This is a genomic window from Rhodoferax ferrireducens (genome assembly GCF_003347515.1).
GTDB lineage: Bacteria > Pseudomonadota > Gammaproteobacteria > Burkholderiales > Burkholderiaceae_C > Rhodoferax.
The window spans coordinates 166,556-182,796 of record NZ_QEII01000324.1; the positions used below are offsets into that span (position 1 = coordinate 166,556).

Annotated in this window: 15 protein-coding genes; 5 read left to right on the plus strand and 10 right to left on the minus strand. The window is 63.6% G+C overall.

The window, feature by feature from the left end:
- Nucleotides 1–4 precede the first annotated feature (4 nt).
- From C5P05_RS31355 to C5P05_RS31365, 3 genes are read right to left on the minus strand one after another with little or no spacing between them, the layout of a single operon-like run.
- Nucleotides 5–628, minus strand: coding sequence for an L-threonylcarbamoyladenylate synthase (locus C5P05_RS31355; RefSeq protein WP_114973787.1), 624 nt, complete (start codon nt 626–628; stop codon nt 5–7).
- A gap of 28 nt (nt 629–656) precedes the next feature.
- On the minus strand, nt 657–1,595 hold the full coding sequence (locus C5P05_RS31360; RefSeq protein WP_114973788.1) for a DMT family transporter: 939 nt from the start codon (nt 1,593–1,595) through the stop codon (nt 657–659).
- A gap of 6 nt (nt 1,596–1,601) precedes the next feature.
- Nucleotides 1,602–2,501: a 3',5'-nucleoside bisphosphate phosphatase gene (locus C5P05_RS31365; RefSeq protein WP_114973789.1), complete on the minus strand. Its 900-nt coding sequence runs from the start codon at nt 2,499–2,501 to the stop codon at nt 1,602–1,604.
- Nucleotides 2,502–2,629: 128 nt separating this feature from the next.
- Here C5P05_RS31365 and C5P05_RS31370 point away from each other — a divergent pair, with 128 nt between their 5' ends.
- Entirely contained in the window at nt 2,630–3,310 is a 681-nt protein-coding gene (locus C5P05_RS31370) for a DUF599 domain-containing protein (RefSeq protein WP_114973790.1), read from the plus strand.
- A 19-nt stretch (nt 3,311–3,329) separates the two neighbouring features.
- On the opposite strand, the gene recJ is transcribed toward C5P05_RS31370, so the two are convergent.
- From recJ to C5P05_RS31395, 5 genes are all read right to left on the minus strand, one after another.
- Nucleotides 3,330–5,054, minus strand: coding sequence for a single-stranded-DNA-specific exonuclease RecJ (recJ, locus tag C5P05_RS31375; RefSeq protein WP_114973791.1), 1,725 nt, complete (start codon nt 5,052–5,054; stop codon nt 3,330–3,332).
- On the minus strand, nt 5,051–5,980 hold the full coding sequence (locus C5P05_RS31380; protein WP_114974179.1) for a phosphoglycerate mutase: 930 nt from the start codon (nt 5,978–5,980) through the stop codon (nt 5,051–5,053). Before C5P05_RS31380 ends, recJ begins: the two co-directional genes overlap by 4 nt.
- 117 nt (nt 5,981–6,097) lie before the next feature.
- Nucleotides 6,098–6,322: a glycine zipper 2TM domain-containing protein gene (locus C5P05_RS31385; RefSeq protein WP_114973792.1), complete on the minus strand. Its 225-nt coding sequence runs from the start codon at nt 6,320–6,322 to the stop codon at nt 6,098–6,100.
- Between the two features lie 279 nt (nt 6,323–6,601).
- Nucleotides 6,602–7,948: a fused MFS/spermidine synthase gene (locus C5P05_RS31390; protein ID WP_114973793.1), complete on the minus strand. Its 1,347-nt coding sequence runs from the start codon at nt 7,946–7,948 to the stop codon at nt 6,602–6,604.
- Nucleotides 7,949–8,097: 149 nt separating this feature from the next.
- A complete protein-coding gene (locus C5P05_RS31395) occupies nt 8,098–9,018 on the minus strand; it encodes a LysR family transcriptional regulator (protein WP_114973794.1) in 921 nt (306 codons plus the stop codon).
- Between the two features lie 101 nt (nt 9,019–9,119).
- Here C5P05_RS31395 and C5P05_RS31400 point away from each other — a divergent pair, with 101 nt between their 5' ends.
- From C5P05_RS31400 to C5P05_RS31415, 4 genes are all read left to right on the plus strand, one after another.
- Nucleotides 9,120–10,127 (plus strand): zinc-dependent alcohol dehydrogenase family protein, encoded by a 1,008-nt coding sequence (locus C5P05_RS31400; protein ID WP_114973795.1) that lies wholly within the window; start codon nt 9,120–9,122, stop codon nt 10,125–10,127.
- Between the two features lie 80 nt (nt 10,128–10,207).
- Nucleotides 10,208–11,464 carry a lipoprotein-releasing ABC transporter permease subunit gene (locus tag C5P05_RS31405; protein ID WP_114973796.1) on the plus strand — a complete coding sequence of 419 codons (1,257 nt, stop codon included), beginning with the start codon at nt 10,208–10,210 and terminating at the stop codon, nt 11,462–11,464.
- Nucleotides 11,457–12,227: a lipoprotein-releasing ABC transporter ATP-binding protein LolD gene (gene lolD, locus C5P05_RS31410; protein ID WP_114973797.1), complete on the plus strand. Its 771-nt coding sequence runs from the start codon at nt 11,457–11,459 to the stop codon at nt 12,225–12,227. Before C5P05_RS31405 ends, lolD begins: the two co-directional genes overlap by 8 nt.
- Before the next feature lie 36 nt (nt 12,228–12,263).
- Nucleotides 12,264–13,508, plus strand: coding sequence for a cystathionine gamma-synthase family protein (locus tag C5P05_RS31415; protein WP_114973798.1), 1,245 nt, complete (start codon nt 12,264–12,266; stop codon nt 13,506–13,508).
- Nucleotides 13,509–13,606: 98 nt separating this feature from the next.
- Here the strand turns inward: C5P05_RS31415 and C5P05_RS31420 are convergent, their stop codons facing one another.
- Nucleotides 13,607–15,058, minus strand: a complete 1,452-nt coding sequence (locus tag C5P05_RS31420; protein ID WP_114973799.1) for an aldehyde dehydrogenase — start codon at nt 15,056–15,058, stop codon at nt 13,607–13,609.
- A gap of 106 nt (nt 15,059–15,164) precedes the next feature.
- Entirely contained in the window at nt 15,165–16,208 is a 1,044-nt protein-coding gene (locus tag C5P05_RS31425) for a VWA domain-containing protein (RefSeq protein ID WP_114974180.1), read from the minus strand.
- Nucleotides 16,209–16,241: the final 33 nt, after the last annotated feature.

Below are 16,241 nucleotides of genomic sequence, written 5' to 3' on the forward strand. Positions count from 1 at the left end.
CAACTCATAAACCGAGGGCCGCCAGCGTGCCGCGTCCCTGGCGAATCAGCTCCGGCTCTTCGCCCGTCAGATCGACCACCGTGGTGGCCTCCCGGGTGCAGGCGCCGGCGTCGATGACGGCGGCAATCTGCTTTTTGTAACGCTCGCGGATTTCCGCGGCGTCGTTGAGGGGGTCGGTCTCGCCCGGGGGAATCAAGGTGGTCGCCAGCAGGGGCCCGCTGTGCAAGGCCAGCAATGCCTGCAGCACCTTGTGTTCAGGCACCCGCAGGCCAATGGTCTTGCGCGAGGGGTGGCTCAGGCGGCGCGGCACTTCCTTGCTGGCTTCCAGAATAAAGGTGTAAGGCCCAGGGGTGGCCGACTTGAGCAAGCGAAACTGCTGGTTGTCTACCTTGGCGTAGTTGGCCAGTTCACTCAGGTCGCGGCACAACAGGGTGAGGTGGTGCTTGTCGTCCACCCCGCGGACGCGGCGCAGCTTGTCGGCAGCCGCTTTGTCGTCCAGGTGGCAGACCAGGGCGTAGCTGGAGTCGGTGGGCACAGCCAGGATATCGCCTTTTTCCAGCAGGGCGACGGCCTGCTTGAGCAGCCTGGGTTGCGGATTGTCGGGGTGAACTTCAAAAAACTGGGGCATGGGCGTATTGTCGGTGAAGGGCGATGAATCAGTGGGACGGCGGGATGGCCGGTGGAACCTGGTTGGCGGTGACTGCCGCGATGGCGCGTCGTCGAATGGCCAACTCGTGGGCCGTCAGCAAGGCGTTGCCAACGCCACTGAACGCAATCACGGCGATGCCGAGCCAGGCCAGGGTGTCGGGAATATGCTTGAACACCAGCCAGCCGCCCAAGGTTGCAAACGCGATTTGGCTGTAGAGAAAAGGCGTCAACACCGGGGCAGATGCGCGCATATAGGCCCGAATCAACATCAGGTGGCCAAAGGTTCCCAAAAAGCCGACCCCCATGAACCAGGGCCAGTGCGCCAACAGGGCGGCCGTGTCCCAGCTGAAAACCACGATCGGGCTCATCACCAGGGCGCCCACCAGGCCGGTGTAGAAATGGGTGGTGTAGGGGTCTTCGTCGCCACTCAAGCGGCTGGTCAGCACCTGAAACCAGCCATAGGTGGTCACCAGCAAGACCGGAAATAAGATGGCCCAGCTGAAGACCTGGCCACCGGGGCGCACGACCAGCAGCACCCCGACCAGGCCTGCCGCCATCAGCATCCAGCGCTGCAGCGAGACATGGTCTTTCAGCACCCAGGCGGCCAGCGCGGTCGCCACCGCTGGCGCCAGCATCACCATGGCCGTGAACTCGCCCACCGGGAGGTATTGCAAGCCGAAAAATGAGCAGACACTGGTGATCAGCAGCAGTACGCCGCGCAAGACCTGAAAGCGCGGGTTGGGCGTGGACAGCAGGCGCATGCCTTGCACTGGAAACCGCAGGGCAAAGGTCACGACCGCCTGAAACGCATAGCGGAACCAGAGCAGCATCAGTACCGGCGCCAGCGTGACCGCGTATTTGGTGGTGGTGTCGAGTGCCGCGAAGCAGAATGTTGCCAGCACAATGAACAAAACGCCAGAGCCCTGGCGCGTTCGCAAGAACGACATCGAAGATCAGCGGCCCATGGAGGCCGCGACCTCCGGGCTTGTGTCGAATGTTCTTTGAATCCGGTCAGCCAGCAGTTCCCATACCGGTGTCAGTCGGCCCGGCAGGTAGGGCAACGTGCCCAGTTCGGTGTGAGATTCAGCGGGGCTGTGAAAGTCGCTGCCCCGGCTGGCGGCCAGGCCGAATTCGCGGGCGGTGTCGGCGTAGGTCAGGTATTCAGCCGGGGTATGGCTGCCCGTGACGACTTCCACGCCTTGCCCGCCATGCCCCTTGAATTCGGTAAACAAGGCGAATTCCTGGTTGGCGGTGAATTTGTAACGTGCCGGATGCGCAATGACCGCCATGCCACCGGCGTCCCGGATCCAGGTCACCGCGTCTTTCAGGCTGGCCCAGCGGTGCTCGACATAGCCGGGCTTGCCCTCGGTCAGGTATTTGCGGAACACTTCATTGGTATCCCGGCAGACACCGCTTTCCACCAGAAAACGGGCAAAGTGGGTACGGGAAATCAGGTCGTGGTTGCCGGCAAACTTCCACGCCCCTTCAAAAGCCCCCTGGATGCCTGCCTTGGCCAGACCATCGGACATTTCCCTGGCCCGTTGCGCACGCCCGCCACGCGTCTGTCTGAGGCCGAGTTGGAGGGCCGCATTTTCCGGATCAAATCCCAGGCCCACGATATGCACTGTCTGGCCGATGAAGGTGACCGAAATCTCGACGCCGGTGAGGTACTGCAGCCCCACGGTCTTGGCCGCTGCGGCGGCACGCTGCTGTCCGCCAATTTCGTCATGGTCGGTCAGGGCCCACAACTCGACGCCGTTGGCCTTAGCGCGTGCTGCCAGCGCCTCCGGCGTCAGGGTGCCGTCGGAGACGACGGAGTGGCAGTGGAGGTCGGCATTGAGGATGGAAGTCACTTATTGATTTTAGGCCTTGTCAAGGGCATCGACTCAAGCCCGGTCGATCGACCTTGACCAGGTCATGGCCAATGGGAGCGCATTGGACTGCCCGGTCACGGTCCTCGGCGAACTGGCAGAATTGGCACATGTCCGATTTCATTGCCACCCACGCCATCGATCTCTTCAGCTTTGTCCTCAGCGTTGCGGCAATCTTTGTCTACCAGGTCTATTTGCGCTGGCGCACGCACCGCGACCCGGCGTCCAGCGCGCAGGACATCATGCTGGTGGCCCGCGAGGCTTGGGTCGACAGTGTGATGCGGGAGCGCCGGGACATCCTGGCGGTGCAGACCCTGCGCAATTCCACCATGGCGGCCAGCTTCATGGCCTCGACGGCGATCCTGCTGATCATTGGCGTACTGACCCTGAGCGCCCAGGGCGACCGGCTCTCCGGCACCTGGCATGCACTCAATTTTCTGGGTCGCGTCAGCGCCGAGATGTGGCTGTTCAAGCTGCTGGTGATTCTGTTGGACCTGCTGCTTGTGTTTTTCGCCTTCTCCATGTCGGTGCGCCTGTTCCATCACATCGGTTATTTGATCAACGTGCCGCTGGACCCGCCGCTCGAACGAACCCAAACCCGGCATGTGACGGCGCAGATGAACCGCGCCGGCGTGTTTTATCGCATTGGCATGCGCGCCTACTATTTCACCGTGCCGCTACTGTTCTGGCTGATGGGGCCGCTGTTCCTGCTGGGAGCGACGGTGCTGCTCATCTTTTTCCTCTACCACCTGGACCGCGCGCCCCAGAGCGACGCGGATTTGTTGGGCTGAAGCGCACCGGACCCGGCGCCTAAAGTTCCGCCGCCTCCACCAGAAAGCGCACCCGCCGCACGCCATTCCAGGCGTCGGCGTCCAGGCGAAACGCGAGTTTGACGCGGGCGGGCAGGGGCTCGGTGCGGCCGAACCAGATGCCGTCCACCGGCTCGCCCTGGTGCTTGAGTTTGAGCGCCAGGTGTTTCTCGCCCACCAGGCGCTGCGACACCACCTCGACCTCTTCGCTGAAAGTGGGCGGCGCAAAACCCTGGCCCCACACCTCTTTGTGCAGCACGTCCACCAGTTCGATCCGGCGGTACTCGGGCTTGAGCGGGCCGTCGGTGTCGAGGCGGCGGGTCAATGTGGCGGCGTCCAGCCACTCCTGCGCCACTTCGTTCAGGCCCTGCTCGAAGGCATCAAAATTTTCTTCGGCAATCGTGCAGCCCGCCGCCATGGCGTGGCCGCCAAAGCGCAAGAGCACACCGGGGTAGCGCTTGGCCACCAGGTCCAGCGCATCGCGCAGGTGAAAACCGGGGATGGAGCGGCCCGAGCCCTTGAGCTCGTGCTCGCGGCCCGGCGCGGCGCTGGCGGCAAAAACAAAAGTGGGGCGGTGCAGCTTGTCCTTGATACGCGAAGCCACGATGCCGACCACGCCTTCATGAAAATCGGGATCGAAGACGCAGATCGCCGGCGGCGGCTCATCCTCTTCATCAAACAGTGATTCGGCAATGACAAAGGCCTGCTCGCGCATGCTGCCTTCAATCTCGCGTCGTTCGCGGTTGATGCCGTCGAGGGTTTTGGCCAGTTCGTCACCGCGCGCGGCATCGTCGGTGAGCAGGCACTCGATGCCCAGCGTCATGTCGGACAGGCGCCCCGCCGCGTTGATGCGCGGGCCCAGCGCAAAGCCGAAGTCGAAGGTGGTGGCGACCGGCGCGCTGCGCCCGGCTGCTACAAAAAGAGAAGCTAGTCCCGCAGGCAGGGCAAGGGCTCTGACCCGTTTTAACCCTTGGGCGACGAGACGGCGGTTGTTGGCGTCGAGTTTGACCACATCGGCCACGGTGCCTAAAGCGACCAGCGGCAGCAAGGCATCGAGTTTGGGCTGGCTGGCGGCGTCGAACACGCCGCGCTGGCGCAACTCGGCGCGCAGCGCCAGCAGCACATAAAACATCACGCCGACCCCGGCAATCGATTTGCTCTCGAAGCTGCAGCCCGGCTGGTTCGGATTCACGATGACATCGGCGTCGGGCAGCACGATCTGGCCGTTGATCGAGGCGGGCAAGTGGTGGTCCGTCACCAGCACCTGCAGGCCCAGCGCCTTGGCGGTGGCGACGCCGTCAAAGCTGGCGATGCCGTTGTCCACCGTGATCAACATGTCGGCGCCGCTGTCCTTGACGCGTTGCGAGATCGGTGAGGTCAGGCCGTAGCCATCGACCACGCGGTCGGGCACGATGTAGTCCACATGCTTGGCGCCCAGCAGGCGCAGGCCGCGAATGCCGACGGCGCAGGCGGTGGCGCCGTCACAGTCGTAGTCGGCCACGATGCAGAGTTTTTTGTCCAGGGCAATGGCGTCGGCCAGCAGCTTGGCGGCGGCATCCAGACCCAGCATATCGCCCGGTGGAATCAGGCGCGCCAGGCCGTCATCGAGTTCCTGCGCGCTTTGCACGCCGCGGGCTGCGTAGAGCTGGGCCAGCAGCGGATGGATGCCGGCCTGCTCCAGTGTCCATTGAGTTCGTGGCGGAATGGTGCGTGCTACTATTTTCATAGCTTCTCCAGCACAGTGGACGGGGGCTGGGTGCCAAAAATGTTCATAAAACGTTTCACAAAGGTTTGGGTGCGGGGGTAAAAAGTCTGTGCGTGGCGTTCGCCGCAGAGTGTGAGTTGGCCGGGTTCACCTTGCTCCAGCGCGGCCAGCAGGGCGGCGCATTCGGTGGCGTCCAGTGTGGCCCAAGCCTGCGCCCAGGCGGCCCAGTCTTCATTCAAAGCCGCGTCGCGCAGGGGCGTGAGCACGAGCGGGGGCGGCTCACTGACTGGTTTTTGCCGTGTTTGCGGCAAGGCGCCGGTGCCGCTGAGCCAGAACGAGTTGACCGGCAGCGCCCCTCGTGCGGCCCGGGCGTCATTCACCGGGTGGGTGTAGAGCAGCATCTGCATTTCGTTCTGCAGACGGCGCAGATGGGCGGCGCTGGCACTGCGCGGCATCCAGTTCTCCAGGTTGCGCCCTACCACGCGGTCCAGCGAGGCGGTGGCCAGTTCCCTGAACACCTCACCGCTGGCCAGCCAGCGACTGGGTTGGTCGTATTGCAGTGTGATGCCATCTTCTTCAAAATAAGGCTGCATGGCGGCCAGCAAGGCTTGCGACTCCTGCGCCGGGAAATCCGGCAGTTCTTGCCCGCTCATGGCGATGTGGTTGGTGCCGATTTGCCAGTGGCAGGGCGTGATGAAACCCCAGCCGCTTTCCGACGACCGGTCTTGCAACGCAGCCCAGGGAATCAGGCCGTCCGTGACGGGCAGGCCCAAAGTCCGCGCCAAAGCCCGTTCATGCGGCGGAGAAAGGCTGAACTCGTCGCCCACGTCCGGTGGCTCCGGCGTCAGGCGGGCCAGCAGTTTTTCAAGGTGGGGCAGTTTCAGGGTGGGTAGCGCAGCGGCGCAGCCTTCAGAGGTGCAATACGCGAACGGGATCAGGAGGTGCATGCGGCGATTGTCCGGGAAATGCATGAACCCACAATTTTCCCGCCCATCGGCAGGCCCCTGCCAATAGACCGCCTGTCTCGCCAACAGGGCCTCAACACCGGCCCTTTTTGCGGGCTCTTATTTTTTGTCTTTGCTGACCTCGTTGCCGATGACGCCACCCACCGCCGCGCCACCCACGGTTCCGACCGCGCTGCCACCGGTCAGCACAGACCCGGCCACGCCGCCGACACCCGCGCCAATCGCGATATTCTTGTCGCGCTTGGACATGCTGTCACATGCGCTCAGGCCGAACAGCAGTGCCATGACCACGGTACTTACCCAAAATCGTTGCATTGTTTTCATGACAGTACCTCTTTTTCACACTCCAGTTATGAAACTTACGCCTGGTATGCCGCGACTTGGTTCTGGCACCTCTGGTCGACGCGCACCCTGGCGCTCTCGATTTGATTTTTGTTCTTTGTATGGTTTTTTGAGTCATTGAAAATGGTTTTTGTTCCCGGAGCACGACACTTTGATTTACCAAATTCCGAAGCGGGGACTCACCCATGATCCCACCGCAAGACCGGTACCTTCTCTATTCCTCGCTATGCGCCGTTATGGATGGCGGCAATCTAAATGCCCTTAGTTCGACAGCGCCCTATCCACATCGGCCCCGTTGCGCTCGTCCGTATAGGGTGCGCCCTGACCGGGACGACTGCTGTTGTAGCAGCTGACGATCACGTTGCTTTGGGGCTGTGTTTTGTGCAGCACCTCCACCGCGCAGCGGCCGTAGACGCTCTCTATGGTCGCCAGCAGGTTGCGGGCGTAAGGTGTTTCCAGTCGCCCGTCCAGAATCAGGTTGATCAGCAAAACGCCCTGCGGGGTCAAGATGCGCCGGGTGTCTTGCCAGAACTCGCGCGTCACCAGGTGGCCGGGAATGGAGGTGTGGCTGCTGAACACATCCACCACCACGGCCTCAAACTTCCTGTCGGTGCTGCGCACGAAGCGGCGGGCATCGTCGACGATGAAGCTGCCGTGCATCGGACCCTTCAAGAAACGTTGCTCGGCAATCGCGCGGATTTTGGGGTCGATGTCCACATAGGTGTAGCGGTTGCTCAGCTCGCGGTGCGACAGGGTGAATCCGCCCGCCCCAAGCACCAGGATGTCCCGGTCATACAGGCCGAGTTCATCCAGAATGATGTGGCGCAGATGCTGCACGTAGCGCGCGTATTTCGGTGGCTCACTGTCGTCCATCAGGGAGGCCAGGGAATTGTTGATGAAGAAGGCGCGCGGATAGTTGTCCTGCGGCCGCACGATGTTCTTGACCGCGTAATCGGCATAAGCCGTGTCCACCACGTCCTGGGCCGGGCGCAGGTTGATGGCGCTGGCCACCACGCTAATCATCAACCCGGCAGCCCAGTTCTGGCGGCTGCGCGCGGCGAGCAGTAGACTGCCCAGCGCCAGCAGGAGGGTGCACACCAGCACCGCCACGGATACCCCCAGCCATTGCATCACCACCAGCGACAGGCTGACGGACCCCAGAAACGAGCCGAGCGTGGACCAGTACAGGGCGTAGCCGCTGGCCTCGCCGGCGCGCGCGTGTTTCATCAGGTTGGTGAGCACCGGTACGGTTTGCCCCAGCAGCCAGGCCAGCGGGCACAGCACGCCGCCGATGAATATCAGGTAGGCCAGCCCGGTCGGCTGCACCAGGGCAAACAGGCCATCGACCGTGATCCGCGCCAGCCCCACGCCCGCGAGCAGGGCCGAGATCTGGAAATTGCGCGCCACCACGGCCGTGAAACGCGTCGTCACCCTGGCCCCCGAGCCGTAACCGAGCGCCAGCGCCAGCAGGAATAAACCGATGGTCGGCGCCGTGACCACGATGGCACTGCCAACATGCGGCACCAGGCGGCGCAGGGCGATGACCTCTGCCCCCAGCGAGCAGAAGCCTTCGATGAAAACGATGAGGTAGAGCAGGTTGCGCGGCACGACGAGGCTCAGAAAAGTTGTTCGTCATTAAACCAAATGGTTGTGGCTTTGTCGCAGGCAGGCTGGCGTGCCATTTTGGCGCCATGCAAAACCCCGTGCCGTCTTGCGCCTGTTTGGATGCCACGGTGTCTGCGCGCCAGCCGGGGTGTTCAGTGGCGTTCCAGTAGCGCCGGCAGCCGTTGCACCAGGCGGTCGATCACCACTCGCAGGCGCAGCGGCATGACACGGGTTTGGGGCCAGATGGCGTTGAGTTCGTAGCCGTAGGGTTGCGGCTCGTCAAATACGCGCACCAGGGCGCCGCTGCCCAGCGACGGGGCGGCCAGCCAGGTCGGCAGGCGCACCAGTCCCAGTCCGGCCACGCCAGCGTCGGCCACGACCTCCAGGCTGTCGAAGGCGAAGCGACTGCTCACGTCGAAGGGGACGACGTGGCCGTTCGCGTCGTTAAACAGCCAGGGCTGGACCTTGCCGCTGCGTGCGTAGGCGATGAAGCTGTGCTGGTCGCGCTGCGCCACTAACTCGTCGAGGCTGCGCGGCTGCGGATGCGCGCCCAGGTAGTCCGGCGCCGCATAGACCGCGACCCATTGGCGGCACAGCGGCCGCGCGGCCAGCAAGGCGCTATTGGCCAGCGGGCCGCTGCGTAAGGCCAAGTCAATTCGCTCTTCGAGCAGGTCGACACGGCGGTCGGTGAATGAGACGTCGAGCGACAGCCCCGCATGTTCGCGACCCAACTCCAGCAGCAGCGGCGCGACGCAGCGTCGGCCCAGCAGCTCCGGCATTGACAGGCGCAGCCGCCCGACCGGCTCGTTGCGACCGGCCTCCAGCGAGACGCTGGCCTCGTCCAGTTCTGCCAGCGCGCGGCGGCAACGTTCATAGTAGAGCTGGCCGTCTTCGGTCAGCCGCTGACTGCGGGTGGTGCGGTGGAACAGGCGCACGCCGAGCCGGGCCTCCAGCCGCGCGATGGCCTTGCCCACCGCCGAGCGACTGAGTTGCAGGCGCTCGCCCGCGGCCGAGAAGCTTTCTGCCTCGACGGTGGCCACAAAGGTGGCGATGCCTTGTAAACGTTCACTCATTGGGGACTTTATATCTACATTGATGGGAATTAATGATGCCACATGGGATTACTTTGCGACAGTAGCATGGTGTTTCCCTCACTTTCAAACAAGGATTTCCCATGACTCTTGCACTTTCTCACCAATGGCAGCTCAGCGCATTCGGGCAACAAAACCTGCGCTATGTTGAAGCCACACTGCCACCGCTGGCGCCCCATCAGGTTCTGGTACGGGTGGAGGCCGTTGCACTCAACTACCGTGATTTGATGCTGGTCGAAAACCGCTACGGCATGACGCCCACGTTGCCGTTCACGCCGGGTTCGGACATGGCGGGCACGGTGCTCGAAGTCGGCCCGGAGGTCACACGCTGGCGTGGTGGCGAGCGTGTCATCAGCACCTTTGTGGCCGGCTGGCTGGACGGTGCCGCGCCGGCGTCGGCTTTTCCACTGGGCGGCCCCGGCCCGGGCATGCTGGCGTCGCATGTGGTGCTCGATGCGCAGTGGCTGAGCGCAGCGCCGACGACGCTCAACGCCGCAGCGGCCAGCACGCTGCCGTGCGCGGCGCTGACGGCTTGGGTCGGACTGGTGCAAGACGGCGGGCTGCGCGCCGGTCAGACCGTGCTGATTCACGGCACCGGCGGCGTGGCATTGTTCGGCCTGCAGATTGCCCGCCTGCACGGCGCACGGGTGATCGTGGTGTCGGGCGACGCCGACAAGCGCGCACGGGTCCTGGCGCTGGGTGCCAGCCAGGCGCTCGATCGCGCCAGCGACTGGCCGTCCGCAGTGCTGGAACTGACCGGGGGGCGTGGTGCCGATCTGGTGCTGGAGACCGTCGGCGGTGCCAATCTCGGGCGTTCGCTGCAGGCCCTGGCAATGGGCGGCCATGTGGCGTTTATCGGGGTGCTGGACGGCGGCGAACTCGCCGGTTCCGGCTTCGACCTGATTTGGCGGCGGGCCGTGGTGAAAGGGGTCAGCGTGGGCCACCGCCACGCGTTGGAGCAGCTGATGCGTGCCATCGAGGCCAATGCGCTACAGCCCGTGGTCGCGGCCGAATACCCGGCGGCGGAACTTGCGGCCGCCTTTGATCATTTGGCGCGCGGCCCCTTCGGCAAGGTGGTGCTCAAGTTCTAGCCGGGATCGGCGCATGGTGCCGATCACATCACTTTTGTGGGCAATGCCACAATGGCGCCTGTTCAAAACACGGTCGGCCGATGCAACTCCCCTACGAACTCATTCTTGGCTGGCGCTACACCCGGGCCGGCCGCGCCACCCGGCGCAACGGCTTTATCTCCTTTATTTCGGGTGTGTCCATGCTCGGCATCGCCCTGGGCGTGGCGGCGCTCATCATCGTGCTGAGCGTGATGAACGGCTTTCAGAAAGAAGTGCGCGACCGCATGCTGGGCGTGGTATCGCACATCGAAATTTTCGCGCCCAATGGCGCTGCCTTGCCCGATCTGGCGCGCACCCTGACCGAAGTACGGGCCAACCCGCAGGTCATCGGTGCTGCACCTTTTATAGCCACCCAGGCATTGTTGGCGAGGGGTGAGGACATGAAAGGCACGATGGTTCGGGGCATTGACCCGGCCCGCGAGCCGGAGGTCACCGACCTGGCCGTCGAGCTGAAAAACACCGGCCTGAGCCGCCTGATTCCGGGCGAGTTTGGCGTCGTGCTGGGCGGCGAGCTGGCCCGCAGTCTGGGCGTGCGCGAGGGCGACAAGGTCACGCTGGTGGCACCCAGCGGGCAGGTGACGCCCGCCGGTATCGTGCCGCGCCTGAAGCAGATGACGGTGGTGGGCACTTTTGACTCGGGCCATTTTGAATACGACTCCGCGCTGGTGCTGATGCACATGGACGATGCGGCCCGGATTTTCCGCCTCGAAGGTCCGACCGGCGTGCGGCTCAAGCTGCGCGACCTGCATCAGGCGCGCGAGGTGGGCGCGCAGCTGGCGGGCAGCTTGACTGGCGACCTCTTGATCCGCGACTGGACGCGCCAGAACCGCACCTGGTTCTCCGCCGTGCAGCTGGAAAAACGCATGATGTTCATCATCCTGACCCTGATCGTGGCGGTGGCGGCCTTCAACCTGGTGTCAACGCTGGTGATGACGGTGACCGACAAGCGCGCCGACATCGCCATCCTGCGCACGCTCGGTGCCAGTCCGCAAAGCATCATGGGTATTTTTGTGGTGCAGGGCGCCATGGTCGGGGTGATCGGCACGCTGGCCGGTTTGGCGCTGGGGCTTGGCGTCGCCTTCAACATCGACGTGCTGGTGCCCGCGCTGGAACGCTTGCTGGATGCCAGCTTCCTGCCCAAGGATATTTACCTGATCAGCCGCATGCCGAGCGACCCGCAGCAGTCGGACATTTTGCCCATTGCCATTATTTCTTTGGTACTGTCTTTTCTCGCCACGCTCTACCCGAGCTGGCGCGCCAGCCGGGTGAACCCGGCGGAGGCCCTTCGTTATGAGTGATATCACCCCCACGCTTGCCGCTTCGCGTGCTGCGCTGCCAACCGACAGGGCCGCTACCAGTTCGGGTCGACCCGGTGTCGACGGACCCGTTGTTTTGAGCGCCCGAGGACTTACCAAGCGCTTCACCGAAGGCCGGCTTGATGTGACCGTGCTGCAAGGCGTGGACCTGGACGTGCGCGCCGGCGAAACGCTGGCCATCGTGGGCGCGTCGGGCTCCGGCAAAAGCACGCTCCTGCATGTGATGGGCGGGCTGGAGGCCCCCACCAGCGGCTCGGTCTGGCTGAAAGGCCAGGACCTGGCACACCAGAGCGCCGCCGCGCAGGGCCGTTTGCGCAACCAGCACCTCGGTTTTGTCTACCAGTTTCACCACCTGCTGCCAGAGTTCAGCGCGCTGGACAACGTCGCCATGCCTTTGTGGATTCGGCGTCTGCCACCAGCGGAATGCGCGAAGGAGGCGACCAAGATGCTGGCCAATGTCGGCCTGCTGGACCGCCTGCACCATCGCCCCTCGGAGCTTTCCGGCGGTGAGCGCCAGCGCGTGGCCATCGCCCGTGCCCTGGTGACGCGTCCCGCCTGCGTGCTGGCCGACGAGCCGACTGGCAACCTGGATCGCAACACGGCCGATGGTGTGTTCGAATTGATGCTGGACCTAGCCCGCACCCACGGCACGGCGTTTATTCTGGTCACCCATGACCACGCGCTGGCCTCTTGCTGCCAGCGCCAGCTGCGCCTGGTTCAGGGCAAGCTGTCGGAAACTATTTAAGCAGATTCACACGCTATTGTTATTGATGGAAATCTTATGAAAGACACCGGCTTCACCACCAACATACTGCACGCCGATCGGCACTTCGGTGCCGAGCATGGTGCCATTCACAAACCCATTCACACCTCGGTGCAATACGGCTTCGAGCGGGTAGAAGACCTGATTGGCGTGTTCCAGGGCACGATCAAGGGCGGCTACAACTACGCGCGCCAAGGCACGCCGACCACGGCGGCGCTGGAAGCCAAGATCACGCAGATGGAGCAGGGCCTGGGCACGGTCAGTTTTGCCACCGGCATGGCGGCCATCACCGCCGTGTTCCTGACCCTGCTCAAAGCGGGCGACCACCTGGTGGCCAGCCGCTTTGTGTTCGGCAACACCAACAGCTTGTTCGGTACCCTGGCCGACCTGGGCATCCAGGTCACCACGGTCGATGCGACGCAGGCCTCCAACGTGGCGGCGGCGATCCAGCCCAACACGCGCATGGTGTTCGTGGAAACCATCGCCAATCCCGGCACGCAAATCCCCGACTTGGCGGCCATCGGAAAATTGTGCGTGGATCACCGCCTGCTTTATGTGGTGGACAACACCATCACCTCGCCCCTCTTGTTTCGCCCAAGCACGGTGGGGGCTGGCCTGGTCGTCAATTCGCTGACCAAGACCATTGCCGGCCACGGCACGGCGCTCGGTGGCGCGGTGACCGACACCGGCCTGTTCGACTGGCAGGCCTATCCCAACATCTTTGCCAGCTATCGCCAGGGCGATGCACGCCATTGGGGGCTGCAGCAAATTCGCAAAAAAGGCCTGCGCGACATGGGTGGCACGCTCTCTAGCGAGCACGCGCACAAGATCAGCGTCGGCGCCGAGACACTGGCCTTGCGGGTGGCGCAATCCAGTGCCACGGCCTTGACACTGGCGCGTTTCCTGGAAGGGCACCCGGCGGTGAATCGCGTGCATTACCCCATGCTGGAATCGCACCCGCAACACGCCCTCGCCAAAGCGCATTTCAGCGCTGGCTCGTGGTTGCTGTCATTTGAGCTGCGCGATGTGGCGGCGTGCCTGGCGTTCATCAACCGGCTGCGCCTGCCGGTGATTGCCACCGGCCTGGGCGACACCCGCACCCTGATCATTCCCGTGGCACCAACCATATTCTGGGAAGCCGGTGCGCAGGTGCGCGCCGACATGGGCATTGCGGACGGTTTGATTCGCCTGTCGGTGGGGCTGGAAGACAGTGCGGATTTGCTCAGCGATTTCGAGCAGGCGCTTGGGCAAACCAAAGCCTGATACGCCTCGGTTCTTTTTCATCAATCGCCTATGATCTGCCGCTCGCGGATAAATTGTTGAGTCATGCTTGTCTCCTTCCGTTGGTTTGATCCGCGGGTTTAGAACGGGTAGTGGCGCGGCGTCGTTTGCACCGTGACCCAGCGCAAATCGGTAAAGGCTTCGATGCCGGCCTTGCCGCCGAAGCTGCCGATGCCACTGCCCTTGACGCCGCCAAATGGCATCTGCGGCTCGTCATGTACGGTGGGGCCGTTGACATGGCAGATGCCCGACTGGATGCGCCCCGCCACTTGCAATGCGCGCGCAATATCGCGGCCAAATACAGCGCTGGACAGACCGTAGGCGTTGTCATTGGCGCAGGCCACGGCTTCTTCGACACCGCTGACTCGCACAATGCCTTTCACCGGGCCAAACGATTCGTCGCTGTAAATTTTCATGGCGGGCGTGACATGGTCCAGCAGCGTGGCCGGCATCAATGTGCTGTCGGCCTTGCCGCCGCACAGCAGGGTGGCGCCCAGGGCCAGGGCATCGTCGATCATCGCGTTGCAGCGGTGCACGGTGCTCATGTCCACCACCGAACCCAGCACCACCGGCCCCTCGCGCGGATCCCCCAGCGGCAGGCTGACCGCCTTGGCCGCGAGTTTGGCGACAAATTCATCGGCGATTTTTTCGTCCACGATGATGCGTTCGGTGGACATGCAGATTTGCCCGGAGTTGGCAAAAGCACCAAAGGCCGCGGCGTTGACGGCGGCGTCCAGATCGGCATCGTCCAGCACCACCAGCGGGGCTTTGCCGCCCAACTCCAACACGACCGGTTTGAGGTATTTGGCGCAGGTGCCGGCGATGATCTTGCCGACATGGGTGGAGCCGGTGAAGTTCACGCGGCGCACCGCCGGATGCGCGATCAGGGCCTCCACCACAATGGCGGCGTCGGCTGGCGCGTTGGTGATGAAGTTGACCACGCCCGGGGGGAGTTCGGCTTCCTGCAGGGCCTCGACGATCAGGCCGTGGGTGGCGGGACACAGTTCCGAGCCTTTGAACACCACGGTGTTGCCACAGGCCAGCGGTACGGCAAGGGCGCGCACACCCAGGATGATGGGCGCGTTCCAGGGTGCGATACCTATGACCACGCCTGCGGCCTGGCGCAGCCCCATCGACAGGCTGCCCGGCACGTCCGAGGGAATCACCTCGCCACTGATCTGGGTGGTGAGCGACGCAGCCTCCAGCAAGGTGCCGGCCGCCAGGTGCACGTTGAAGCCGGCCCACAGTCCCGAGGCGCCGGTTTCCGCGGCCATCGCGGCGATGAAGGCAGGTGCTTTCGCTTCCAGCGCGTGCGCTGCTTTGGTTAACAGGGCGCGGCGTGTGCCGGGTCCCGTGGCCGACCAGGCGGGAAACGCCTTGGCGGCGGCCTCCACGGCTGCCACTGCATCTTGCACGGTGGCCGCCGGCGCGACCGTGGCTACCGTGCCGTCGAGCGGATTGCGGCGTTCAAAGGTGGCACCGTTGCGGGCGGCAGTTTGTTCGCCGTTGATGAGCAGGGAAATGTTGGCCATGGTTTGTCTCCTTGGGGATGGGAAGTTGTTTGAAAAATGGGGGCAGAGGCAAATCTTAGGGTGTGCAGCTCAGCTACCTCCACTTCCACCAGCTCAGCATTGGCCGCTACAAAATCCGGTTAAACCAAAGCAGTGACAAGCCAGCCGATACGATGGCCAGCAGGGCCGCCGCCAGCGCCAGCAAACCCGAGATTTCGGTTTCCTTCTTCTCCACCGTCAGGCGCGAACTCAAGGTCTCGTAGACTTTTTTCAAGTCGGCGGCGGTGCCGGCGTAAAAGTAATCGGCCTGGGTTTTGCCAGCGATGGCTTTGAGCGTTTCTTCGTCCAGCCGGACGCGCATCGACCAGCCTTCAAAGCCTATGGTTTCGCCGTTCACCGTGCCCACGCCCACGGTGTAGACGCGCACACCGTACTCCGAGGCCAGCTTGGCTGCCTCGAGCGAGTCCACGCCGGTGGTGCGCTGCCCATCGGTCAGTAAAATGATAGCGCCTGAGCTATATGATCCGGGGGCTACGGGCACAAATGGTTTCTTTTCTGGTTTGGCTTCCTCGTCAATCGCAACACCTCGTGAACGATCTCGGCCATAGCCCATGTCACCCAAGTCAATGCCAGCATTGGGGAATAGGGTGGCCAGCGAGAGCACGATGCCGTTGCCGATGGCCGTGCCGCGCTGCAACTGAAAACTGTCAATCGCCGACACCAGATCTTCGCGGTTGATGGTCGGAATCTGGGCCACCTGGGCCGAGCCAGCAAAGGCCACAATGCCGACCTTCACGCCGCGCGGCAATTCGGCCAGGAACGCCTTGGCGGCATTTTGCGCTGCCACTAGGCGGTTCGGCAACACGTCAGTGGCGCGCATGCTGCCAGAGACGTCGATAGCCAACATGATGGTTTCCTGCTGCATGGGCAAGGTCACCACGGCAAAAGGCCGCGATGCCGCCAGCAGCATGGCGGCGATGGAAAACAGGAACAGCAAGGGCGGAATATGGCGGCGCAACTGGCGGCCACTGCCCATGGCTTCGCGCACGACGAGCAGGCTGGCGTAACGCAGCGCCAGTTTTTTCTTGCGGCGCAACAACCAGACGTAGGCCAACACCAGCAAGGGGACGGCCAGCAGCAGCCACAACAGCTGGGGCCACAGGAATGTCACGGGCAACGTCTTGGGCCACAGTGTCGGGAGCAG